Annotated in this window: 15 protein-coding genes and 2 pseudogenes; 9 read left to right on the top strand and 8 right to left on the bottom strand. The window is 53.0% G+C overall.

The window, feature by feature from the left end; translation table 11 throughout:
- Positions 1 to 39 precede the first annotated feature (39 nt).
- The 4 genes and pseudogenes from PSH69_RS07210 to PSH69_RS07195 all read left to right on the top strand — a co-directional run bounded on the left by PSH69_RS07210 (position 40) and on the right by PSH69_RS07195 (position 4,587).
- Positions 40 to 1,728 carry a BBE domain-containing protein gene (locus tag PSH69_RS07210; protein ID WP_305411519.1) on the top strand — a complete coding sequence of 563 codons (1,689 nt, stop codon included), beginning with the start codon at positions 40 to 42 and terminating at the stop codon, positions 1,726 to 1,728.
- Positions 1,729 to 2,349: 621 nt separating this feature from the next.
- Positions 2,350 to 2,667 carry a transposase gene (locus PSH69_RS07205; protein WP_305410637.1) on the top strand — a complete coding sequence of 106 codons (318 nt, stop codon included), beginning with the start codon at positions 2,350 to 2,352 and terminating at the stop codon, positions 2,665 to 2,667.
- Positions 2,664 to 2,999, top strand: coding sequence for an IS66 family insertion sequence element accessory protein TnpB (gene tnpB / locus PSH69_RS07200; RefSeq protein ID WP_305411518.1), 336 nt, complete (start codon positions 2,664 to 2,666; stop codon positions 2,997 to 2,999). Before PSH69_RS07205 ends, tnpB begins: the two co-directional genes overlap by 4 nt.
- A 62-nt stretch (positions 3,000 to 3,061) precedes the next feature.
- Positions 3,062 to 4,587 (top strand): annotated as a pseudogene (locus tag PSH69_RS07195) (IS66 family transposase).
- A gap of 62 nt (positions 4,588 to 4,649) precedes the next feature.
- Here the strand turns inward: PSH69_RS07195 and PSH69_RS07190 are convergent.
- The gene (locus PSH69_RS07190; RefSeq protein WP_305410634.1) at positions 4,650 to 5,261 is read right to left on the bottom strand and encodes a LysE family translocator; all 612 of its coding nucleotides are present in this window, start codon (positions 5,259 to 5,261) and stop codon (positions 4,650 to 4,652) included.
- 98 nt (positions 5,262 to 5,359) lie between these two features.
- On the opposite strand from PSH69_RS07190, the gene PSH69_RS07185 reads away from it, so the two are divergent.
- The 3 genes and pseudogenes from PSH69_RS07185 to PSH69_RS07175 all read left to right on the top strand — a co-directional run bounded on the left by PSH69_RS07185 (position 5,360) and on the right by PSH69_RS07175 (position 7,802).
- Positions 5,360 to 5,812, top strand: a complete 453-nt coding sequence (locus PSH69_RS07185; protein ID WP_305410633.1) for an Lrp/AsnC family transcriptional regulator — start codon at positions 5,360 to 5,362, stop codon at positions 5,810 to 5,812.
- An 80-nt stretch (positions 5,813 to 5,892) separates the two neighbouring features.
- A pseudogene (locus tag PSH69_RS07180) lies at positions 5,893 to 6,216 on the top strand (cation:dicarboxylate symporter family transporter); the annotation flags it as partial.
- Between the two features lie 167 nt (positions 6,217 to 6,383).
- On the top strand, positions 6,384 to 7,802 hold the full coding sequence (locus PSH69_RS07175; RefSeq protein ID WP_305410273.1) for an IS1182-like element ISPfl3 family transposase: 1,419 nt from the start codon (positions 6,384 to 6,386) through the stop codon (positions 7,800 to 7,802).
- A 117-nt stretch (positions 7,803 to 7,919) separates the two neighbouring features.
- Here the strand turns inward: PSH69_RS07175 and PSH69_RS07170 are convergent, their stop codons facing one another.
- Together PSH69_RS07170 and PSH69_RS07165 are read right to left on the bottom strand one after the other, a co-directional pair.
- Positions 7,920 to 8,285, bottom strand: coding sequence for a histone-like nucleoid-structuring protein, MvaT/MvaU family (locus tag PSH69_RS07170; protein WP_305411517.1), 366 nt, complete (start codon positions 8,283 to 8,285; stop codon positions 7,920 to 7,922).
- Between the two features lie 54 nt (positions 8,286 to 8,339).
- Positions 8,340 to 8,696 (bottom strand): hypothetical protein, encoded by a 357-nt coding sequence (locus tag PSH69_RS07165; protein ID WP_305411516.1) that lies wholly within the window; start codon positions 8,694 to 8,696, stop codon positions 8,340 to 8,342.
- An 83-nt stretch (positions 8,697 to 8,779) separates the two neighbouring features.
- On the opposite strand from PSH69_RS07165, the gene PSH69_RS07160 reads away from it, so the two are divergent.
- Complete coding sequence (locus PSH69_RS07160; protein WP_305411515.1) at positions 8,780 to 9,124, top strand: hypothetical protein; 345 nt, start codon at positions 8,780 to 8,782, stop codon at positions 9,122 to 9,124.
- A 133-nt stretch (positions 9,125 to 9,257) separates the two neighbouring features.
- Here the strand turns inward: PSH69_RS07160 and PSH69_RS07155 are convergent, their stop codons facing one another.
- Together PSH69_RS07155 and PSH69_RS07150 are read right to left on the bottom strand one after the other, a co-directional pair.
- Positions 9,258 to 10,916 (bottom strand): UvrD-helicase domain-containing protein, encoded by a 1,659-nt coding sequence (locus PSH69_RS07155; RefSeq protein ID WP_305411514.1) that lies wholly within the window; start codon positions 10,914 to 10,916, stop codon positions 9,258 to 9,260.
- Positions 10,913 to 12,847 (bottom strand): ATP-dependent endonuclease, encoded by a 1,935-nt coding sequence (locus PSH69_RS07150; RefSeq protein ID WP_305411513.1) that lies wholly within the window; start codon positions 12,845 to 12,847, stop codon positions 10,913 to 10,915. Before PSH69_RS07150 ends, PSH69_RS07155 begins: the two co-directional genes overlap by 4 nt.
- 460 nt (positions 12,848 to 13,307) lie before the next feature.
- Between PSH69_RS07150 and PSH69_RS07145 the strand changes: the two genes are divergently transcribed.
- Positions 13,308 to 13,724, top strand: a complete 417-nt coding sequence (locus PSH69_RS07145) for a hypothetical protein (RefSeq protein ID WP_305411512.1) — start codon at positions 13,308 to 13,310, stop codon at positions 13,722 to 13,724.
- A gap of 23 nt (positions 13,725 to 13,747) precedes the next feature.
- Here PSH69_RS07145 and PSH69_RS07140 read toward each other — a convergent pair whose 3' ends face one another.
- From PSH69_RS07140 to PSH69_RS07130, 3 genes are all read right to left on the bottom strand, one after another.
- Complete coding sequence (locus tag PSH69_RS07140; protein ID WP_305411511.1) at positions 13,748 to 15,070, bottom strand: type II toxin-antitoxin system HipA family toxin; 1,323 nt, start codon at positions 15,068 to 15,070, stop codon at positions 13,748 to 13,750.
- 208 nt (positions 15,071 to 15,278) lie between these two features.
- Positions 15,279 to 15,722 (bottom strand): hypothetical protein, encoded by a 444-nt coding sequence (locus PSH69_RS07135; RefSeq protein WP_305411510.1) that lies wholly within the window; start codon positions 15,720 to 15,722, stop codon positions 15,279 to 15,281.
- Between the two features lie 128 nt (positions 15,723 to 15,850).
- Positions 15,851 to 16,153, bottom strand: coding sequence for a hypothetical protein (locus PSH69_RS07130; protein WP_305411509.1), 303 nt, complete (start codon positions 16,151 to 16,153; stop codon positions 15,851 to 15,853).
- Positions 16,154 to 16,319 lie beyond the last annotated feature (166 nt).

Here is a 16,319-nt window from a genome sequence, read left to right as displayed (position 1 = left end):
AAGCGTGACGCATATTTTTTTGCAAGGAGGCAGGCTATCATGAACACCATAAAAGGCACTTCGGATTTTATTACAATAACTGAAGACAACAAAACATTTTCGACCTTACAGAAAGGATTCAATCTCCGATGGCCTCCAAATGCCGAAATGGGAGCTAAACGAATCTACGTATGTAAAACACCAGAAGAAGTACTAGACGCTGCAAACGAAGCACTATCGCAAAACTTTCGAATCACCGTAAGGAGCGGAGCGCATTGCTACGAAGGCTTCGTATCGAATCAGCTAAACAACGAAAATTTAGCAATTATTGATGTGGGTGAACTTAAAGGTTTTTCTCAAGACACCAATGGTAAAATTCAGCCTCTATATAAACATGACAGCAATACCCCTACAAATTATAAATACGCCGCATTCACAGGCAGTCAGAACTGGGATGGTTATGTGGCAATGTATAAACAGAGCGGTAAAACAATCCCTGGTGGCTCGTGCTATTCCGTAGGGCTCGGTGGCCACATTAGCGGCGGTGGGTACGGTTTACTGTCTCGCCTTCAGGGGTTGACCGTCGACTGGGTAACAGGAGTTGACATCATGATTCCGGATCCAGCCAATAGCGAAAAAAGGTTAATCCCTATTCATGTTAGCCCGAGTTCAAACCTTAAAACACATCGCGACCTATTCAAGGCTTGCTGCGGGGCGGGCGGAGGGAATTTCGGTATAATCATTCGATACTACTTCAACGACCTACCTGAGGCCCCACAAAAAGCTTATTGGACAACCCTCTCCTGGGAGTGGTCAGACTTCGACAAAATCAGTTTTAGGAAGTTTCTGCGTGGATATCACGACTGGTTCGCCAAAAACGACTCGGACGCAACCTCCAATGTTTTGTCAAAAGCAAACGGTGGTCTTTTCACCCTACTAAAACTCAATCACATCGACTCCAACCCAAAAGTCATTCTGGCCATCCAATACACGGGACGCGATGGCATGGTGGGCGATCACGAACGAGATGCACCATTTAACGATTTTCTCTCAGCAATAAACAGTGCAGCACCCGGTCACGGCAAACTGTACGACGGCTTCGTATTACCAAACATCACACCAAGACCTCATAGTATGGCGGGCAGTGCTATCACCAAAGCTTCACCTAGGCTTCTTATGGACTGGTTTTACATTACCCAGATGATTAATGCATCAGGAAATAATCAACGAGGAAAATATAAATCCGCCTACCAAGTGGACAATTTTACCGACGAAGAATGCGATGCATTTTATAACAACCTCAGCGCCCCCTCCAAAGATGGGACATTCAGTCAGTCGCTTGTCCAAATTGACTCTTATGGTGGGAGAATCAATAGCTTTGGCCAAGGTGATACCGCAGTGCCGCAACGCAGATCCTTGTTAAAGTCTCAATATCAAACTTACTGGACTGATCCTGATCAAGATAACGTTCAACTCGGATGGATCAATAAGATTTACGAAGACGTCCATGCTAGCCAACCCAATAAGCGACCTGGTGTCAACGAGCGATATGAAGGGTGCTACATCAATTATCCTGATGTGGACATGCTATTAGTAAACGGCACGCCTAATGATAGTTGGCTTGAGCTTTACTATGGAAATGCGGGTTTGGTAGATGAATTAATTTCCTTAAAAAACCAGGTAGACCCCCATAATCTTTTCAGGCACCAGATGTCGATTCCGCTAGCACGAGATAAAAAGAGGCAATAAAAACAGCTACTACCGACTGCACGCACCGCGTCGAGGTGCGTGCTTGATCACCACCACCCCAGGTAGTTAGCCCCCGCGTTTAGCTCCCGTCCTTTATCCGCATTCTGAGGAGTGCTCCCTTACCTGCAATGCATGACCAATGAAACCAGTGCAACGGGGATCTTCGATAGCACTGACCTGCTCGCTCGGCGCGGATGGCCTTCATAACCGGGATCAATGATGATCTCATTACAGTTCATCTGGATGACCACGGCTCTAGGCCATCATCTTATCGAAATGCGCCTCGAACTCTGTCTTCACGAATACCTCTCTAAACCGGTCTACGTATTGCCCTGCGTCGATGTCCCCAAAATCTGTCAGATTGACTGCATCCGAATGTGACTCCCGGTTCACGTATCGATCGGGTTGGCTAACCTGATCTTGGGACTCAGCAAGCACTAACTGCAGCCCCGCTCTCGCAGCGGGGCGTTCCTCCATCTATATGTCGCTGTGCGTGCTGTTCATCGCCAATGCCTACGGCGGTAAGCGTCCAGCCAACACACCTTCCGAACTCCAGCATTAAGGGCAATGGTGTCCGCGTATTTTTAAGCGGACGCAATAGCCCTTAACGTCAGGATTTCCATGCGCCAACGAAGCTCTTACCCGAAACCCTTCAAGGCCCAGGTTGTTCAGGAATGCCTGCAACCGGGCGCAACCCTATCTAGCGTTGCCATCCGCCACGGCATCAACGCCAACGTGATCCGCAAGTGGCTGCCGCTTTATCGAGACCAGCCGCCAGCGGCGTTGCCGGCTTTTGTTCCGTTAAGAGCCAGCCCCAAACGGACGGAGGAAGCGTCGGCGACTATCGAACTGCCGCTTGGCGAGCAATCAATCGTAGTGAAATGGCCAACTTCCGATCCCGAAGGCTGTGCCCGTTTTGTCCGTGGATTCACCCAATGATCCGCATCGACGCCATCTGGCTCGCCACCGAGCCCATGGATATGCGCGCCGGCACCGAAACGGCGCTGGCCAGGGTGATCGCGGTGTTCGGTGCGGCGAAGCCGCACTGCGCTTATCTGTTTGCCAATCGCCGTGCGACGCGCATGAAAGTGCTGGTGCATGACGGGATTGGCGTCTGGCTGGCTGCTCGCCGTTTGAACCAGGGCAAGTTCCACTGGCCAGGCATTCGACAAGGCTGCGAAATGGAGTTGGATACCGAGCAACTTCAGGCCTTGGTACTCGGCCTGCCTTGGCAACGCGTTGGAACTGGTGGTGCAATCACAATCCTTTAGAAGGCTGTCATTAACGCCTTAGCCTGCTGCCGCAGGCGATCTGCTTTGGTAAAATCCAACGCATGACTTCTACGCCCAACCTCGATCAAATGACCCCGGATCAACTGCGTGCATTCGCTGCGCAGTTGCTGTCGCAGGTCGACACGATGGGCAAGAAGATCCATCGGATCGAAACAGTCAACGAACAACTCACCCACGAAATCGCAGTGCTAAAACGGCACAAATTCGCCAAGCGCAGTGAGCAACTAAGCCCTGATCAAGGCAGCTTGCTCGATGACCTACTGGATACTGATATCGCGGCTATCGAGGCTGAGTTGAAGGCGGTTAACCGCCGGCTCCGCCGGCCGAACCGCGTCAGCAGCCCAAGCGTGCGCCGTTGCCGCCGCAGTTTCCACGCACTGTGATCCGTCACGAACCCGAGAACACCCAGTGCACCTGTGGCTGCCAGCTTCAGCGCGTCGGCGAAGACATCAGCGAGAAGCTCGATTACACGCCGGGCGTGTTTACCGTCGAGCAGCATGTGCGTGGGAAATGGGCCTGTCGCCAGTGCGAAACACTGATTCAGGCACCGGTACCGGCTCAGATCATCGACAAGGGCATCCCGACCGCCGGCCTGCTGGCTCATGTGATGGTGGCGAAGTTCGCCGACCACTTGCCGCTGTATCGGCAGGAGAAAATCTTTGGCCGCGCCGGCCTGATGATCGCCCGCTCGACGCTGGCGCAGTGGGTTGGACAGACCGGCGTGCAGCTCCAGCCTTTGGTCGATGCACTGCGCGAAGCGGTGCTGGCCGAGGGCGTGATCCACGCCGATGAAACTCCGGTTCAAATGCTTGCGCCAGGCGAGAAAAAAACCCACCGAGCATATGTCTGGGCCTACAGCACCACGCCGTTTTCGGCACTCAAAGGCGTGGTTTACGACTTCAGTCCAAGCCGAGCGGGCGAGCATGCCCGTAACTTCCTTGGCGCTTGGAACGGCAAACTGGTGTGCGACGATTTTGCTGGCTACAAAGCCGGTTTTGAGAAAGGCATGACCGAAATCGGCTGCATGGCCCACGCTCGACGCAAGTTTTTTGATCTGCACGTGGCAAACAAAAGTCAGCTGGCCGAGCAGGCACTGCACTCGATTGGCGGCTTGTACGAAGTTGAACGTCAGGCGCGGGACATGAGCGATGAGGATCGCTGGCGAATACGCCAGGAAAAAGCAGCGCCAATAATCAAAACGCTGCATGACTGGATGTTGGCCCAGCGTGATCTGGTGCCGAACGGATCGGCGACGGCCAAAACCTTGGATTACAGCCTTAAACGCTGGGTAGCGCTGACGCGCTACCTCGACGACGGCGCTGTGCCCATTGACAACAACCAGGTCGAAAACCAGATCCGGCCGTGGGCACTTGGACGCTCGAATTGGTTGTTCGCCGGGTCACTACGCAGCGGAAAGCGGGCGGCGGCGATCATGAGTTTGATCCAGTCGGCGCGCATGAACGGGCATGATCCGTATGCCTATCTGAAGGACGTTCTGACTCGTTTGCCGACGCAGCGGGCGAGTGATATTACGGAGTTGCTGCCGCATAAATGGGCGCCCGTTTAACCACGCAAGGCATGTCCGCCGGACGCTAACTATTCAATGGCTGTAGGTAGGACTTGCTATGGCTATGAAAGGGCCAACCGCAGAATCGCAGGCATCGTAGTCAGTATCAAAATTATGGACATAGAGATGTTGAAGGCTAACGAATAACTGGGGCGCGTTAGCACCTGCCGTAATGCAACCCCACCCACTGCCCAGATCCCCACGCATAGCATCGACAGAGCCGCCAATAGAGCACCTGCTAGGCATAGGTTTAGGACATGGTTTTCGACGGGTATATAGGTTGCAGATGCGCTAATTGAAAGCGCCCATGCTTTCGGATTTATCCACTGAAATGCCGCGCCCGCCACTAGCCCCATTGGGGGCCGGCTGTCCTGACCGATTTCCAGCGGGCCGCTGGTTGCAATTTTCCAGGCCAGCCAAAGGATATAGCCTGCGCCGACGACGCCTAGCGCCGTATGAAAACCTGGCGCCGCGTCAAATAGGGTACCTAGCCCCAGCCCAAGCAGCACGAATTGCAAGCTGACTCCAAGGGCGATACCACTCACCAAGGGCATCGTTCGCATCACGCCAACCTTCGCACCTGAGACCAGCACCATGGCGTTATTAGGGCCCGGTGTACCGGTCATCACTATGGCGAAAATCATAAATGGAATGAGGAGCGTGGGATCGGTCATGACAAGGGTGAGCCTGGTTGAGAAGTGCGTGAATTTTATAGCGCAACGCACGCACAATGGTTGCATAATGACGTACAAACCCAGGACTGACGCAACTAATGGCAGAGTTTGACCAGATCGACAGAAGAATATTGCATGAGCTTTCTCGGGACGCTCGCCAGACCAATTTGAAGCTGGCCGAACGAGTCGGGCTGTCTCCCTCCGCCTGTCTGAGAAGGGTTCAAGAGCTAGAGCGATCTGGGGTCATCACAGGCTATAGGGCGGTCATCGACAGATCTCGCCTAGGAGCAGGGTTTGTGGCCTACGTTACCGTAGGACTCTCCAATCACACGAAGGACAGTCTTCGGGCTTTTGAAAAAGCGATCAGCGCATGTCCGGATGTGGTTGAGTTACACACCGTCACCGGGACTATTGAGTATCTTCTGCGTGTTGAACTGGCGGACATGAAGGCTTACAAGACATTCCACAATGATGTCTTGGGTACGCAGCCGCATGTTTCTTCGATTACGAGCTACATCGTAATGGACACGCCAAAGAACGACCGTGCCTAAGCTTAGAGACTGCGGACGGCCACACGTAGAGCACCGGTCTTGATGCAGAGTTCGAAAAGTGGGTTGCCCGGACGCTTACCTACGGCGTACCGATGAGCTGGGAACAACAGGTGGGCACCATCGCCATCATGCTGGTGACGTCCAAAGGCGCAGCGGCGGTGTCTGGCGGTAGTTTCGTAGTGTTTGCCGCGACGGTGACCGCCATCGGCGTGCTGCCGGTCGAAGGCCTAGCCCTGCTGTTCGGGGTGTACCGCTTCATGTCGATGGCCATCGCCACCTGTAACACCATCGGCAACAGCGTGGCGACAGTGGTGGTATCCAAGTGGTCGGGTGAGTTCACCGAACAGACGGCGAAAGCTGAATACACCCGGGTGTTCGGACGTAGTCCAGAGGCAGCGCTTTAAGAATCTATTAGTGGAAAAAATCGTATGAAATCGCCGTTAATCTTTACGGGGATGCAGTAAAAAACTGTTTATGAAAAGGGCCCTCGACAGACTGTGTGAAAACCTAGCAATCTGTCCGGCCCTTTAAGAGAATGCTCCGTATCGAAAGATACGGAGCATTTTTCGTTATGGCCTACATACAAGGGGAGTCCCGTAGCCAGACCAGCCTGTTCCCGGTCTCGCTGGAGGAACTGATCCCTGAAGATCATCTCGTACGAGTCATCGACCTGTATGTCGCCAGGCTCGATCTGGGCCAGCTCGGTTTTGAGAAAGCTCAGCCCAAGGCCACTGGGCGCCCTGCTTACGACCCCGCCGATCAGCTCAAGCTCTATCTCTATGGCTATTTTCAGCGCATTCGCTCGTCGCGGCGCCTAGAAGCTGAGTGCCAACGCAACATCGAAGTGATGTGGTTGATCAACCGGCTTAAACCCGACTTCAAGACCATCGCCGACTTTCGCAAGAACAACAAAGTAGCTTTCGTTATGACGTGCCGAGCTTTTGTGCAGTTCTGCCGATCCGTCGGCTTGATTGCGGGTGATCTGGTTGCGATCGACGGCAGTAAGTTTCAGGCAGTCGCTTCCTCGCGACGCCACCTGAATTTGAATCAGCTCAAGCGTCAGGAGGAGAAGCTGGATAAGCGGATTGCCCAATACCTGGCTGACCTGGATGCCGCTGATAAAGTAGAGGGCGAGCAAGTGGTCGATCGCACTGCGATCAAGGCGGCACTGGCGAAGCTTGAGGCCAAGCAGCAAGACAACCGTAGTTGCCAAGCTTTGATGAAGTCGATGGGGCTGGAGCAATTCAACACGCACGAAAGCGATGCCCGAATGATGCGCACGCCAAAGGGGCCGCGTGTTGCCTATAACGTGCAAACAGCCGTGGATGCAGAGCACTGCCTGATTTTGCACCATGAGGTGACGCAAGATGGTGACGATCGCAAACAGCTTGAACCCATAGCTAAAGCCGCCAAGGCCGAACTGGGGCAGGACACGCTGACTGTGACAGCCGATATGGGCTACTCAAATGGCCAGCAATTCCAGGCGTGCGAGGAGGCCTCCATTACCGTGTACGTGCCGCCAAACCGAACTTCGAACCCAGGCGGAGAAACATTATTCGAGCGTCAGGACTTTACCTATGACGCTGAACAGGATCGATACCAGTGCCCGGCAGGTCAATGGCTAACCCTGAAGCAGCGTTACAAAGGCGACCGGATCTACCAGGCGGCAGTCAGCGACTGCGCTGGATGTGCGCTGAAAGCCCAATGTACAACGGCTCAGCGCCGCTATGTCTCACGTCACGCACAAGAGGAAGCCTTTGAGCGTATGGCACAGCGGATGCAACTGCATCCAGAGATGATGGAGCGACGCAGATCCATCGTGGAGCACCCGTTTGGCAATCTCAAACAATGGCTATTTGGGAACGGGCGGTTCTTGCTACGACAACTTGAAGGGACAAAAGCTGAAATGGCCCTGGCCGTGACCGCTTACAACTTCAAGCGGGCGATCAGTGTCCTGGGAGCCAAGAAAATGATGCAACTGATGGGCTGAAGAGCCTTTTTCAGCATAAAAACAAACGCCCCGAACAAGTCGGGGCGTTTGGTCTTAGGCCTGTCAGTGTGTTTTCACACAGTCTGTCGAAGGGCCCTTTTTGTACTCAAACCTAGGTCACTTGGTCAGCCACGACTCGACGGTGTCAGCGCCGTATTTCGCTTTCCACTCTTTCAGCGTTTTGTGGTTGCCACCCTTGGTTTCGACCACTTCACCAGAGTTAGGATTTTTATAGACTTTCACCTGGCGCGGCTTACGCGTGCTCGATTGCGACTGGGCAGCGGGAGCACGACGACCGGCGAGTGGATCAAGCAGATTGATCACGTTTTTCAGGCTGTAGCCGTACTCACCAAGCAAAGCGCGCAGTTTGCTCTCAAACTCCATTTCCTTCTTAAGGCCGGAATCACTTTTCATCGACTCAAGCTCTGCGAGCTGGGCGGCCAATTGTTGTTCGAGTTTACGAAATTCAGCCAAACGAGACATGGGCAAGTTCCTTACTTTTGGATAACACGTAGTGTGGACACATGATAGATCGTTTTACAGCCCCAAATCTCTGTGGAGTTGGTCTTCTTGGATCTCTTCAGTTGCGTGCCCACCCTTCACCAGATACCACTGGAGCTGACAGCGTAGGTGGTCTTTGAGTCGAGACCTCAGCTCAAGGTAACCAGGAACATCAACACAGGATTCAGGATGAAGCCCTCGTTGCCGCAGCACTGCACGCAGTACCTGAACACCTTGCGGGCCAATGTCGGAAGCATGCAATCGCACTAGAGGGTCAAATCCCGGATACCTCTTGAAACTATCTACAGCCCGCTGAATTAATGCTTCAAACGTTAAGGCGTCACACGCTTGCTGTGCCGATAGCCACACTTCAGATTCGAGTTCACTGTTCATTCACACCTCACTCCTCACCCACTAGGAGCTCCCACCCAGATGTTGTCCGACATGGGTATTTTTTCAAAAAAAACGATCGTTGTTTGAAATCAAACCTGAAAGCAGCGGCTTACGCCGCACAGAGCCGATTTTGCTATGCCCATGGGGCAGGCCATACGTCAGCGTCAGCAGGTACACCGCAAGAAAAAGGACAAAAACAGAAGCACTGCAAAAGCAAAAACCAACACCGTTTTTCCCAGAAGGAACGGCGTAAGGAGGAGCACCGAGATCGCTGCTTTTCTGTTGCTCTCAAATATAAAGATCCGTTGCTGAAAAATTTTTTCAAGGGGCCTTCTGAAAAAATATTTTTCTTGACACAACACCGCAGCAAAGCGCGTCGGTTCGGTGATACGTGTGAACTGCAGCCAGAGATCTTCCAAAGAATCTAGATCTACACACACGATTGACTGCCTGCGCACGAACGCATCCTCTAGCAAGTTCAAGAGGCAAGAAAATGCTGCATCCAGGCGCCTACTCCGGGCCGCCTTTAATCCTTTCTCTACGTCGTTCGAAGGCGCTGACTCAAAGATAAGACGCCGCATAGCTCAAGAATTCCTGCTGCGCAGACCTGTTTGTGTCCCAGCGTTTTGCCGGGCCTGGAGGATGGGAACGATAGTCTGCGACGGTGAGAATGAGCCGGTGCTTAGCTCTAGAGATCGCAACAAAAAAAACGGAACGCTCATCTGCTATATCACCAAAGAAAGCCTCATTCTCTACGCCGAGGACAATCACGTTGTCGAACTCCAATCCTTTCGACTTATGGATTGTCATCATCTTGACGGAGTCATCGTCCACGAAATGAGCCAACACCTGTGCTGGCGTTCGTGATTCAAAAAAGAGTATCTGCAGTCGCTCATAGGCTTGTTTAACCAGCTCTCGCAATCTGCCCCCTTGCCTGTATTCGTGAGAGAGCATGCAGACTGTATCCCGCCCAATCAGCGTTAAAAAATCATTCGCCCAACGCCGCATCTGCTCAAAGGTACACGCATCCCCAATCCGACGAGCCTCCTCGCGAACGTTGGACACATGATTACGCAGACGCTGTTGCACCCTGTAAGCGGACTCATCATCCATCCCTGTAACGTTCAGTACAGAAGCGATCCGAGCTTGGGCCTCCGCCTGCCCATCACCGACTACCACCAAGAGGAAGTCGAGGATTAGGCGAACAATCGGTTCGCTAGCGAAATCCTGCAACAACTGTTCATTGCGAAACGGCACTTGCAACAACCGCAACCGCTCCATCAAGGGATGCCCATAGAGATCCAGTTGCTTTGAGACCAGGATGCCAATTGACGACGGAGCCACCCCCTCTTCCTGTATCCATTGCAGTACCAAAGCACCAATCTTTTCGGCCTCATCCAAGCACGTTGCATATCGATGAATTGCGATCTGGCCCTCTTCTCCTAAGAGTTCCTGATCATCTAATGCTGAAGCTGGCTCCATGATTCGCACCATAGCGTTTTGCATTCTTCGAAGACGCGGTGCCGACCTGAAGTTGTAAAAAAGAGTCAGCGGTTGGGCCTGAAAGTCTTCAATGAATCGTTTGAACACTCCCTTTAACGCTCCCGCCCAACCCATGATCCTTTGCTTGTCGTCACCGACAGCAGTGAGCAAAGCGCCAGATCCCATGAATGCTTCTTGAATCAAGCTGTATTGCTGGGAGGTGCAGTCTTGAAATTCGTCCAAGAACACGTGGGTATACGTAAGCCGTACGGCGCTTCTTGCCATTTCGCTTGATCTGAGAATCTTGATAGCCAAGGGCACCAAGTCATCAAAATGGATCTGGGTGCCGGGCTTGCGAGTCACACCAACGCTGTACTCCGCGTCCAGTGCATCTCGGCCTGTGAGCAGAGGTCTGAATTTATCAATCAGGCTTTTGGCGAAGGCATGAAAGGTGTGGCTGTCGACACGCCTGCCGTCGACCTGGCCGCACCGATCAAAAACCCTCTGCCTGAGATTTCGCGCAGCATCTGTCTTGAATGAAATCGCAAGAATACGTTGCGGATACCAACACTGACCGGTACTCAATAAATAATGAGCTCGCTGAGCCAGTACCTCGGTTTTTCCTGCTCCAGGCCCAGCTGATAATGCGATTGAGTGAGCGTTCTCCGAGATCGCGGCAAGCGCATTGCGCTCAAATTTCATACCGTTCTCTGGCCGCCAGGCAGATAGGGCGATCATTCGGGCAGGCTCTCTAACTTGCTCTTGACCATGGCTATGAGTCGGCTGATGGACGGCGGCATCAATTGCAGTAATTGCACATCCGAAAGCGTAGCCAAAGCGGCAATATGCTCTGCAGGTTTACTACCCAGTTTGAAGCGAGCGTGGTACGCGCCGAAATAGCTTTTCTGCAGATCACTGTACTGATCCAGCGCAACCGGGGCTTTGCCAAGAACAGACAGGACGACCGGCAAGACTGGAGCGACAAGCTCCTCAGACGTGACTCCGTAAGCAATCGAAAACTGCGTCATCATGGAGAAATCTAGATCGAGTGGAGACGAATAGAAAACTCCATGCCCCTCCAGCCAGTTCCCCCACGCGACACCATCCGTCGATGTTAAAACATGATCTGCACCATTCCATTTCGGCAGCTTCTCACCATGCTTTTCTTTTGCGTCGATGACGTTTATTGCACCTAGTTGGTCGACCGCGTACTTCAACCGCCCCCATCCCGCTTGGTGCCGACCAAGATCCAGGTCAAGCAAGGTGACATAGGGAATTTGAAGGCCGTTTAGCAGCCGCCAGAAGTGATTGACATGCCGCCCTCCCAGTGGTGCGACAACGACAGAAGAATCGTCTTCAGCAACACCCGCCGCCTGCAATAGACGTGGAATCACAATCTCCTCGCTGTCTCCTTCACCCAGGATGACCAAGCGGGAAAAGTAGAGCTCAGGAAATGCCTTAACTGCCTCTTGCACGAATTTATGGGCCACATCCGCTTTATCCGGCATGACAATTTGCGTCACTTGGGTATGACGAGCAGGGGTTAACCGCAGATAACGTATGTGCTCTGGATCTACCCGCCGCAACAATGCCGGAGCATGAGTGGCTATGATGGCTTGTCCGTCATCGCCCGCAGAAAACGCCCTCAACGACTTGATAACGCGCCCCAGATAATGCGGTGACAAGCTGTTCTCCGGCTCCTCCATCGCAATCAACGTGAACAGAGCTGGACGCAGTTTCAAAACATCAAAAGCTTTCAGGCTGCCCTTAAGCACTTGACTGGCAATGGCCTGAGACGTCAGCACGAGAGTGATGTACAGAAGTGATTGCTGACCGTCGCTCAGCCTTGAAAAATCGACTTTGGCAGCGTCATGTCCAGGCGTAAATCCCACGGTCAGATGACGCAACAAGCTGTCCATTTCATTTCGATCGAACGAGATGGAGGGCTTGGCGTAAAACGTCCCCTTATGCAGGCCGCTCCAGGTTGAAGCCAGAACCTTATCAATACCACCTATGGCTGCGTTTCCAGCCAGCAGCTGACTGATCTGCCCCGTCAGTTCGGTTAACCCACCCTGCTCAGTCTGCCAATCAGCGGAGCGTAGAAGCCGCCCAAGTAACGAGTTGGCGGCGTACGAAATATGGTCGGCCGGATCCCGCCGAGCGGGCAGGTAGTGAACTTGGATTTCGTTGCGATCATGCTTGTTGACTGGCATCACACGCGATGGTTCGTCGGCAGTGTCTACCGCGATGACGTACTGAAACAACTCCTCAACATCACCCTCTTCATCAAGGTTGGCAGTGAGGCGAAACCGAACTCGGGGGACGGCGTCAGCAGAGACAAGCGTCAGGTGTGAATAATTGGACGCAATCGTAGGTCGCGGCTCTGTCCCTGGCTCACGCAATTCCGGAAATTCAAACTGAGCTTCGATCCACAGCGTGGTGGAAAAAGTTACTGTCCCATCAATCGCAGTTTTTTGACTGTGAAAGTCTGATCGCTGTACTCGTCTTAGCTGTGGGTCGGTAGCAAACATCCTTGCCAGCGCCTGCAGCACAGCCGTTTTACCCGATCCATTCGGCCCGAGGAGATACGTTAAGTCTTCAAACAGAATCGTCGATGGAACGGGCCCAAACGACTGAAAGTTAGAAAGCCGCAGTTGTGTAAGCTTCATCGTAATCCTTCCCCCATGAGGCTGCTCTTTACCGGTGAGGCTTTCAGACCAATCAACGCGGTAGATCGTGGATTTCCTATCCCTTCCACCTGTGCTTCGAGGTGTGTCAGCGCACGGGTTGTGACGGGCTACGCCGGCATCGGGAGGATCAATGCAAGACCAATTCCCTGCAGATTGCTATATCTCACGAAATGTTCGTCTTACGCAGATTTTTTTAAAACGTGCTGATTTTTTAGATTCAACTTATAAAGCACTGGCTTTCAGCCACGAAGGTGAGCGATTTTGCGATGCCCAACCTACAAGGACAAATGACCGGTACCGCTATTTACTTCGAAAGAGGTGATACCGGGCGTTGAGAAGGTACAGCAACGCAACCTGGCCCTCCCACAGACCTCACCATACCTAGTTAGGCACGTGATTCGCGATCTGATCTACGTACTACCGTGACAAGGAAACATTGATGGAAACCGACCTGAAGACTTTATGGCTGCGCGAGAACCAACGGCGCAGGCTGCTTTGGACGCTCGAACGACTACGCCCTGGTGCTGAGGAGGCAAAACCGTTGCTCGAAGAGCTCAGAAGCATAGAGCGCCAGGATCTCGAAAGCCCAATTGGTGACGCCTATTCGATGTCGGTCGATGAGCTGCGCGAGCGTGTTCCAGAAACAGAATTCCTAGGGAGCGATGGCCACCTTTTCGTTATCGTGCTTGACCAACACATACCCCTGCCCTGGCGTGCGCGATTCGAAGCAGCAAGCGCGCTCTCTTCACGGTTGCCGCAAGGAAGTTATGCGCGCGACTGGCGCCGGTTTCTTCGATGCTGGGCGCAAGATATGCAGCACGTTGCTGCGCACCGCGAGAGGTGCGAGGCCGATTGAATTTGATTTGACCATAAAGGGCCTTACATCAACTTCCATCTGCGAAACGTATCTTCGAGACACCTGAGCGGAATCATCGGCGAGCGCCAGGTCTCTTGGGGCAGCCCTAGATCCTGAAGCAAATCCGGCAATGCCCGCAGCAAACGAGCATCCGCCTGTAAGCGATCGAACAACCATTCTGGATCTGCCCAATGCGCGAAGCGAGCACACACAGCCCTCCAATCGACCGAACCTAGCCGTTCAATATTTGTTGGCCACCGTGTAATCCGCATAACGCCCTCGATATCCATCACCATGGGCGCAACATCGTAGATGGGTGCAAAGCTCACTCGCTCCTTGCCCCGAAGGATCGAGAGATTTCCGCCATGGTTATCGGTGTTCCCGAGAGCCTGGTTGATCAAATCCCGTCGCAAGTATTCGCTAAGCATGTCAGGTATTTCAGACTCTTGGCCGGCAGCAATCCATGTTTCCGCTAGCCGATCCACGACGTCGAAATGATTCAAACAACCACCTCGATTGCTGACGCCACATAATGAATACATTGACTCTACTGCGATGCGCTCCACTCCCCCCAAACAGACCTTCCGATCGAATCTTTGCATCCAAATGCTAGGTATCTTCGCTGCTTCGTGGGTCAGACCATCGGCGGCGATCGTGTCGATCCCCAGCTTGCCCAGCGCGCGGTAAAAACAGTATTCGGAATGCAGGATGGTGCGGTCTAACTGAGTGGCGGTGTTACGCGGGAATTTAACAAACCAATGCCGACGCACATCTGCGTCATCTAGCGCCCCCTCTGGATAAAGCTGACCCGAGGCATCCTCCACCAGCAGCACTTTTGGAGCTTCACCGCCGGCCCCAAGAGCACCGCTTATTGCCATTCCCGATTCCCTGGCCTGGTCGAGAAAGCTGATACCTTCCTGAATAACCTCTTCTCGGGTAAACCCACCAGTCACTTTTTCAGCGGGATGCAGCATTCCGGTCGCACCTTTTACACGCAGGTGCCCAATGGGAGCAGCAGCGAATTGCTGCAACAGAAAGAGATCAATCGACATCCCTGGCGGTACTGCCATTCTCGACAAGAGGTGCCGACGTCCAGCACCGGCTGGGATGACATCGTGCAGAAAAGCGGGGGCAGGCTCACGCCGAATATCCCACTCTAGAGGGAGGTTCGCACTGACGGCAGGCGCTTTAACCGTACCCAGTTGAATGTACTGATCCACAAGATATTCGGGCTGGTAGTTGATGATGCACCGGCTTCGCAGGCTCTCTCTAGGTGAATCGAAGCTGACCACCAGCGCATCGCGCCAACGGCCATCCGAGTGAATTTGAAGAGTGATGGATTCCATACATCTCGGCAAATTGCCGAAGCCTCACTGTGCCATGATCAAAATGAGTCCACCGAGCTTCTGGGGTGTTGTCGGTACCCCTGGACAGCGGGGAATAGTTTCTCGATCAACGTCTCTGATTCAATCCAAGGGCGAGCAAGGCATTCCGCCTAAACAGGGAGTTTCCCCCGATCTCCCGCAAACCGACTAGGCGAGCCCTGGCAGATTTTCATGCAGCGTTGCTATCTTCATTAACGTCAGCATTTTTAAAAGCACGTAACGCTGCAACAGCAGGCGCACTCACGTGCTTTCTCGCGCCACGGCCGGCCAAGATGTACAACACGTCTTTGCTTTCAAAAATGCAGTCCTCAAAATCGCTCTGAAAATCGCTGAGGACGCTGTCGCCTGGTTGGAGCTTGTTATTGCTGTCGAACACCACTGCTTGGGCATACAAGACCGTTGCTTCAAGGTCTTGTGCTTTCACTTCCTGCTCTTGAAATTCCGGGAGCATGACATCCAACAACAGCCACTGCCGAACGATGCAGAATGGCTTTTCTGTGAAGGTTACGGTGGCCAGTTCGATCAACTCATCGTCTTCAAGCCTTGAGCCACCCAGGGCTCGTGCTGATCCGAATAGCAACTCACCTAATAGCTCAACATCTGAAACAACCATATTTCTCAATACCACCCTTATCTGCTCGTCCTTTCGATAGCCCAAGCAGATATTAATTTTCCTGCGTCGTTTCCGATCGCACGCAATAGCTTCAACTTCCAGCCAGAAACCTGCCTCCCGCTGATCGATCAGTGGTAAACGCGATTCATGTAAAGATTGTTCCCGGGAGGTACCCAGCTCACTACGACGTAGAGGCTTCCACCGACCGTCTTGAACAACGAGTAGCCCTCGATGAAGAACGCCTTTTGTATCCTTGATGTCCTGATACTGGCGCCTTCACTAAATCGCCCCTTCGTATCGCCAAACACCGTTCCCATGAGTATCGGTGGGGTATCAACGGCGGCCACCAGATAAGCCGTGACAGGCATTCCGAAATCGATCGCCATTGCCGCTGTCACTGCAGTGGGAATGCTCGGTGGAAGTTCATTCATGCGGGGTTACACCTGAGCGCTGAGGCTGAGCCTCCATGGAACAAGTTTTTGTGTGCACGTGTCCCTCCCCCATACTTTTCACACCGTCACTGGCTGCCCTTGCACAACACATTGAGGACAAGTGTTTAAACGGTGTGCGCGTCAAAATCGTTGAGCAGACTGATAG

Origin of the sequence: Pseudomonas sp. FP1740 (assembly GCF_030687165.1) — a bacterium.
Classification (GTDB): Bacteria; Pseudomonadota; Gammaproteobacteria; order Pseudomonadales; family Pseudomonadaceae; genus Aquipseudomonas.
The sequence above is the reverse complement of the archived record's forward strand: the minus strand, read 5'-3'. Positions and strand labels throughout refer to the sequence as shown.

Coding starts and splice junctions, on each gene's coding strand:
- PSH69_RS07210 (WP_305411519.1), top strand. CDS start 40: ATGAACACCATAAAAGGCACTTCGGATTTTATTACAATAACTGAAGAC.
- PSH69_RS07205 (WP_305410637.1), top strand. CDS start 2,350: ATGCGCCAACGAAGCTCTTACCCGAAACCCTTCAAGGCCCAGGTTGTT.
- tnpB (WP_305411518.1), top strand. CDS start 2,664: ATGATCCGCATCGACGCCATCTGGCTCGCCACCGAGCCCATGGATATG.
- PSH69_RS07190 (WP_305410634.1), bottom strand. CDS start 5,261: ATGACCGATCCCACGCTCCTCATTCCATTTATGATTTTCGCCATAGTG.
- PSH69_RS07185 (WP_305410633.1), top strand. CDS start 5,360: ATGGCAGAGTTTGACCAGATCGACAGAAGAATATTGCATGAGCTTTCT.
- PSH69_RS07175 (WP_305410273.1), top strand. CDS start 6,384: ATGGCCTACATACAAGGGGAGTCCCGTAGCCAGACCAGCCTGTTCCCG.
- PSH69_RS07170 (WP_305411517.1), bottom strand. CDS start 8,285: ATGTCTCGTTTGGCTGAATTTCGTAAACTCGAACAACAATTGGCCGCC.
- PSH69_RS07165 (WP_305411516.1), bottom strand. CDS start 8,696: ATGAACAGTGAACTCGAATCTGAAGTGTGGCTATCGGCACAGCAAGCG.
- PSH69_RS07155 (WP_305411514.1), bottom strand. CDS start 10,916: ATGATCGCCCTATCTGCCTGGCGGCCAGAGAACGGTATGAAATTTGAG.
- PSH69_RS07150 (WP_305411513.1), bottom strand. CDS start 12,847: ATGAAGCTTACACAACTGCGGCTTTCTAACTTTCAGTCGTTTGGGCCC.
- PSH69_RS07145 (WP_305411512.1), top strand. CDS start 13,308: ATGGAAACCGACCTGAAGACTTTATGGCTGCGCGAGAACCAACGGCGC.
- PSH69_RS07140 (WP_305411511.1), bottom strand. CDS start 15,070: ATGGAATCCATCACTCTTCAAATTCACTCGGATGGCCGTTGGCGCGAT.
- PSH69_RS07135 (WP_305411510.1), bottom strand. CDS start 15,722: ATGGTTGTTTCAGATGTTGAGCTATTAGGTGAGTTGCTATTCGGATCA.
- PSH69_RS07130 (WP_305411509.1), bottom strand. CDS start 16,153: ATGAATGAACTTCCACCGAGCATTCCCACTGCAGTGACAGCGGCAATG.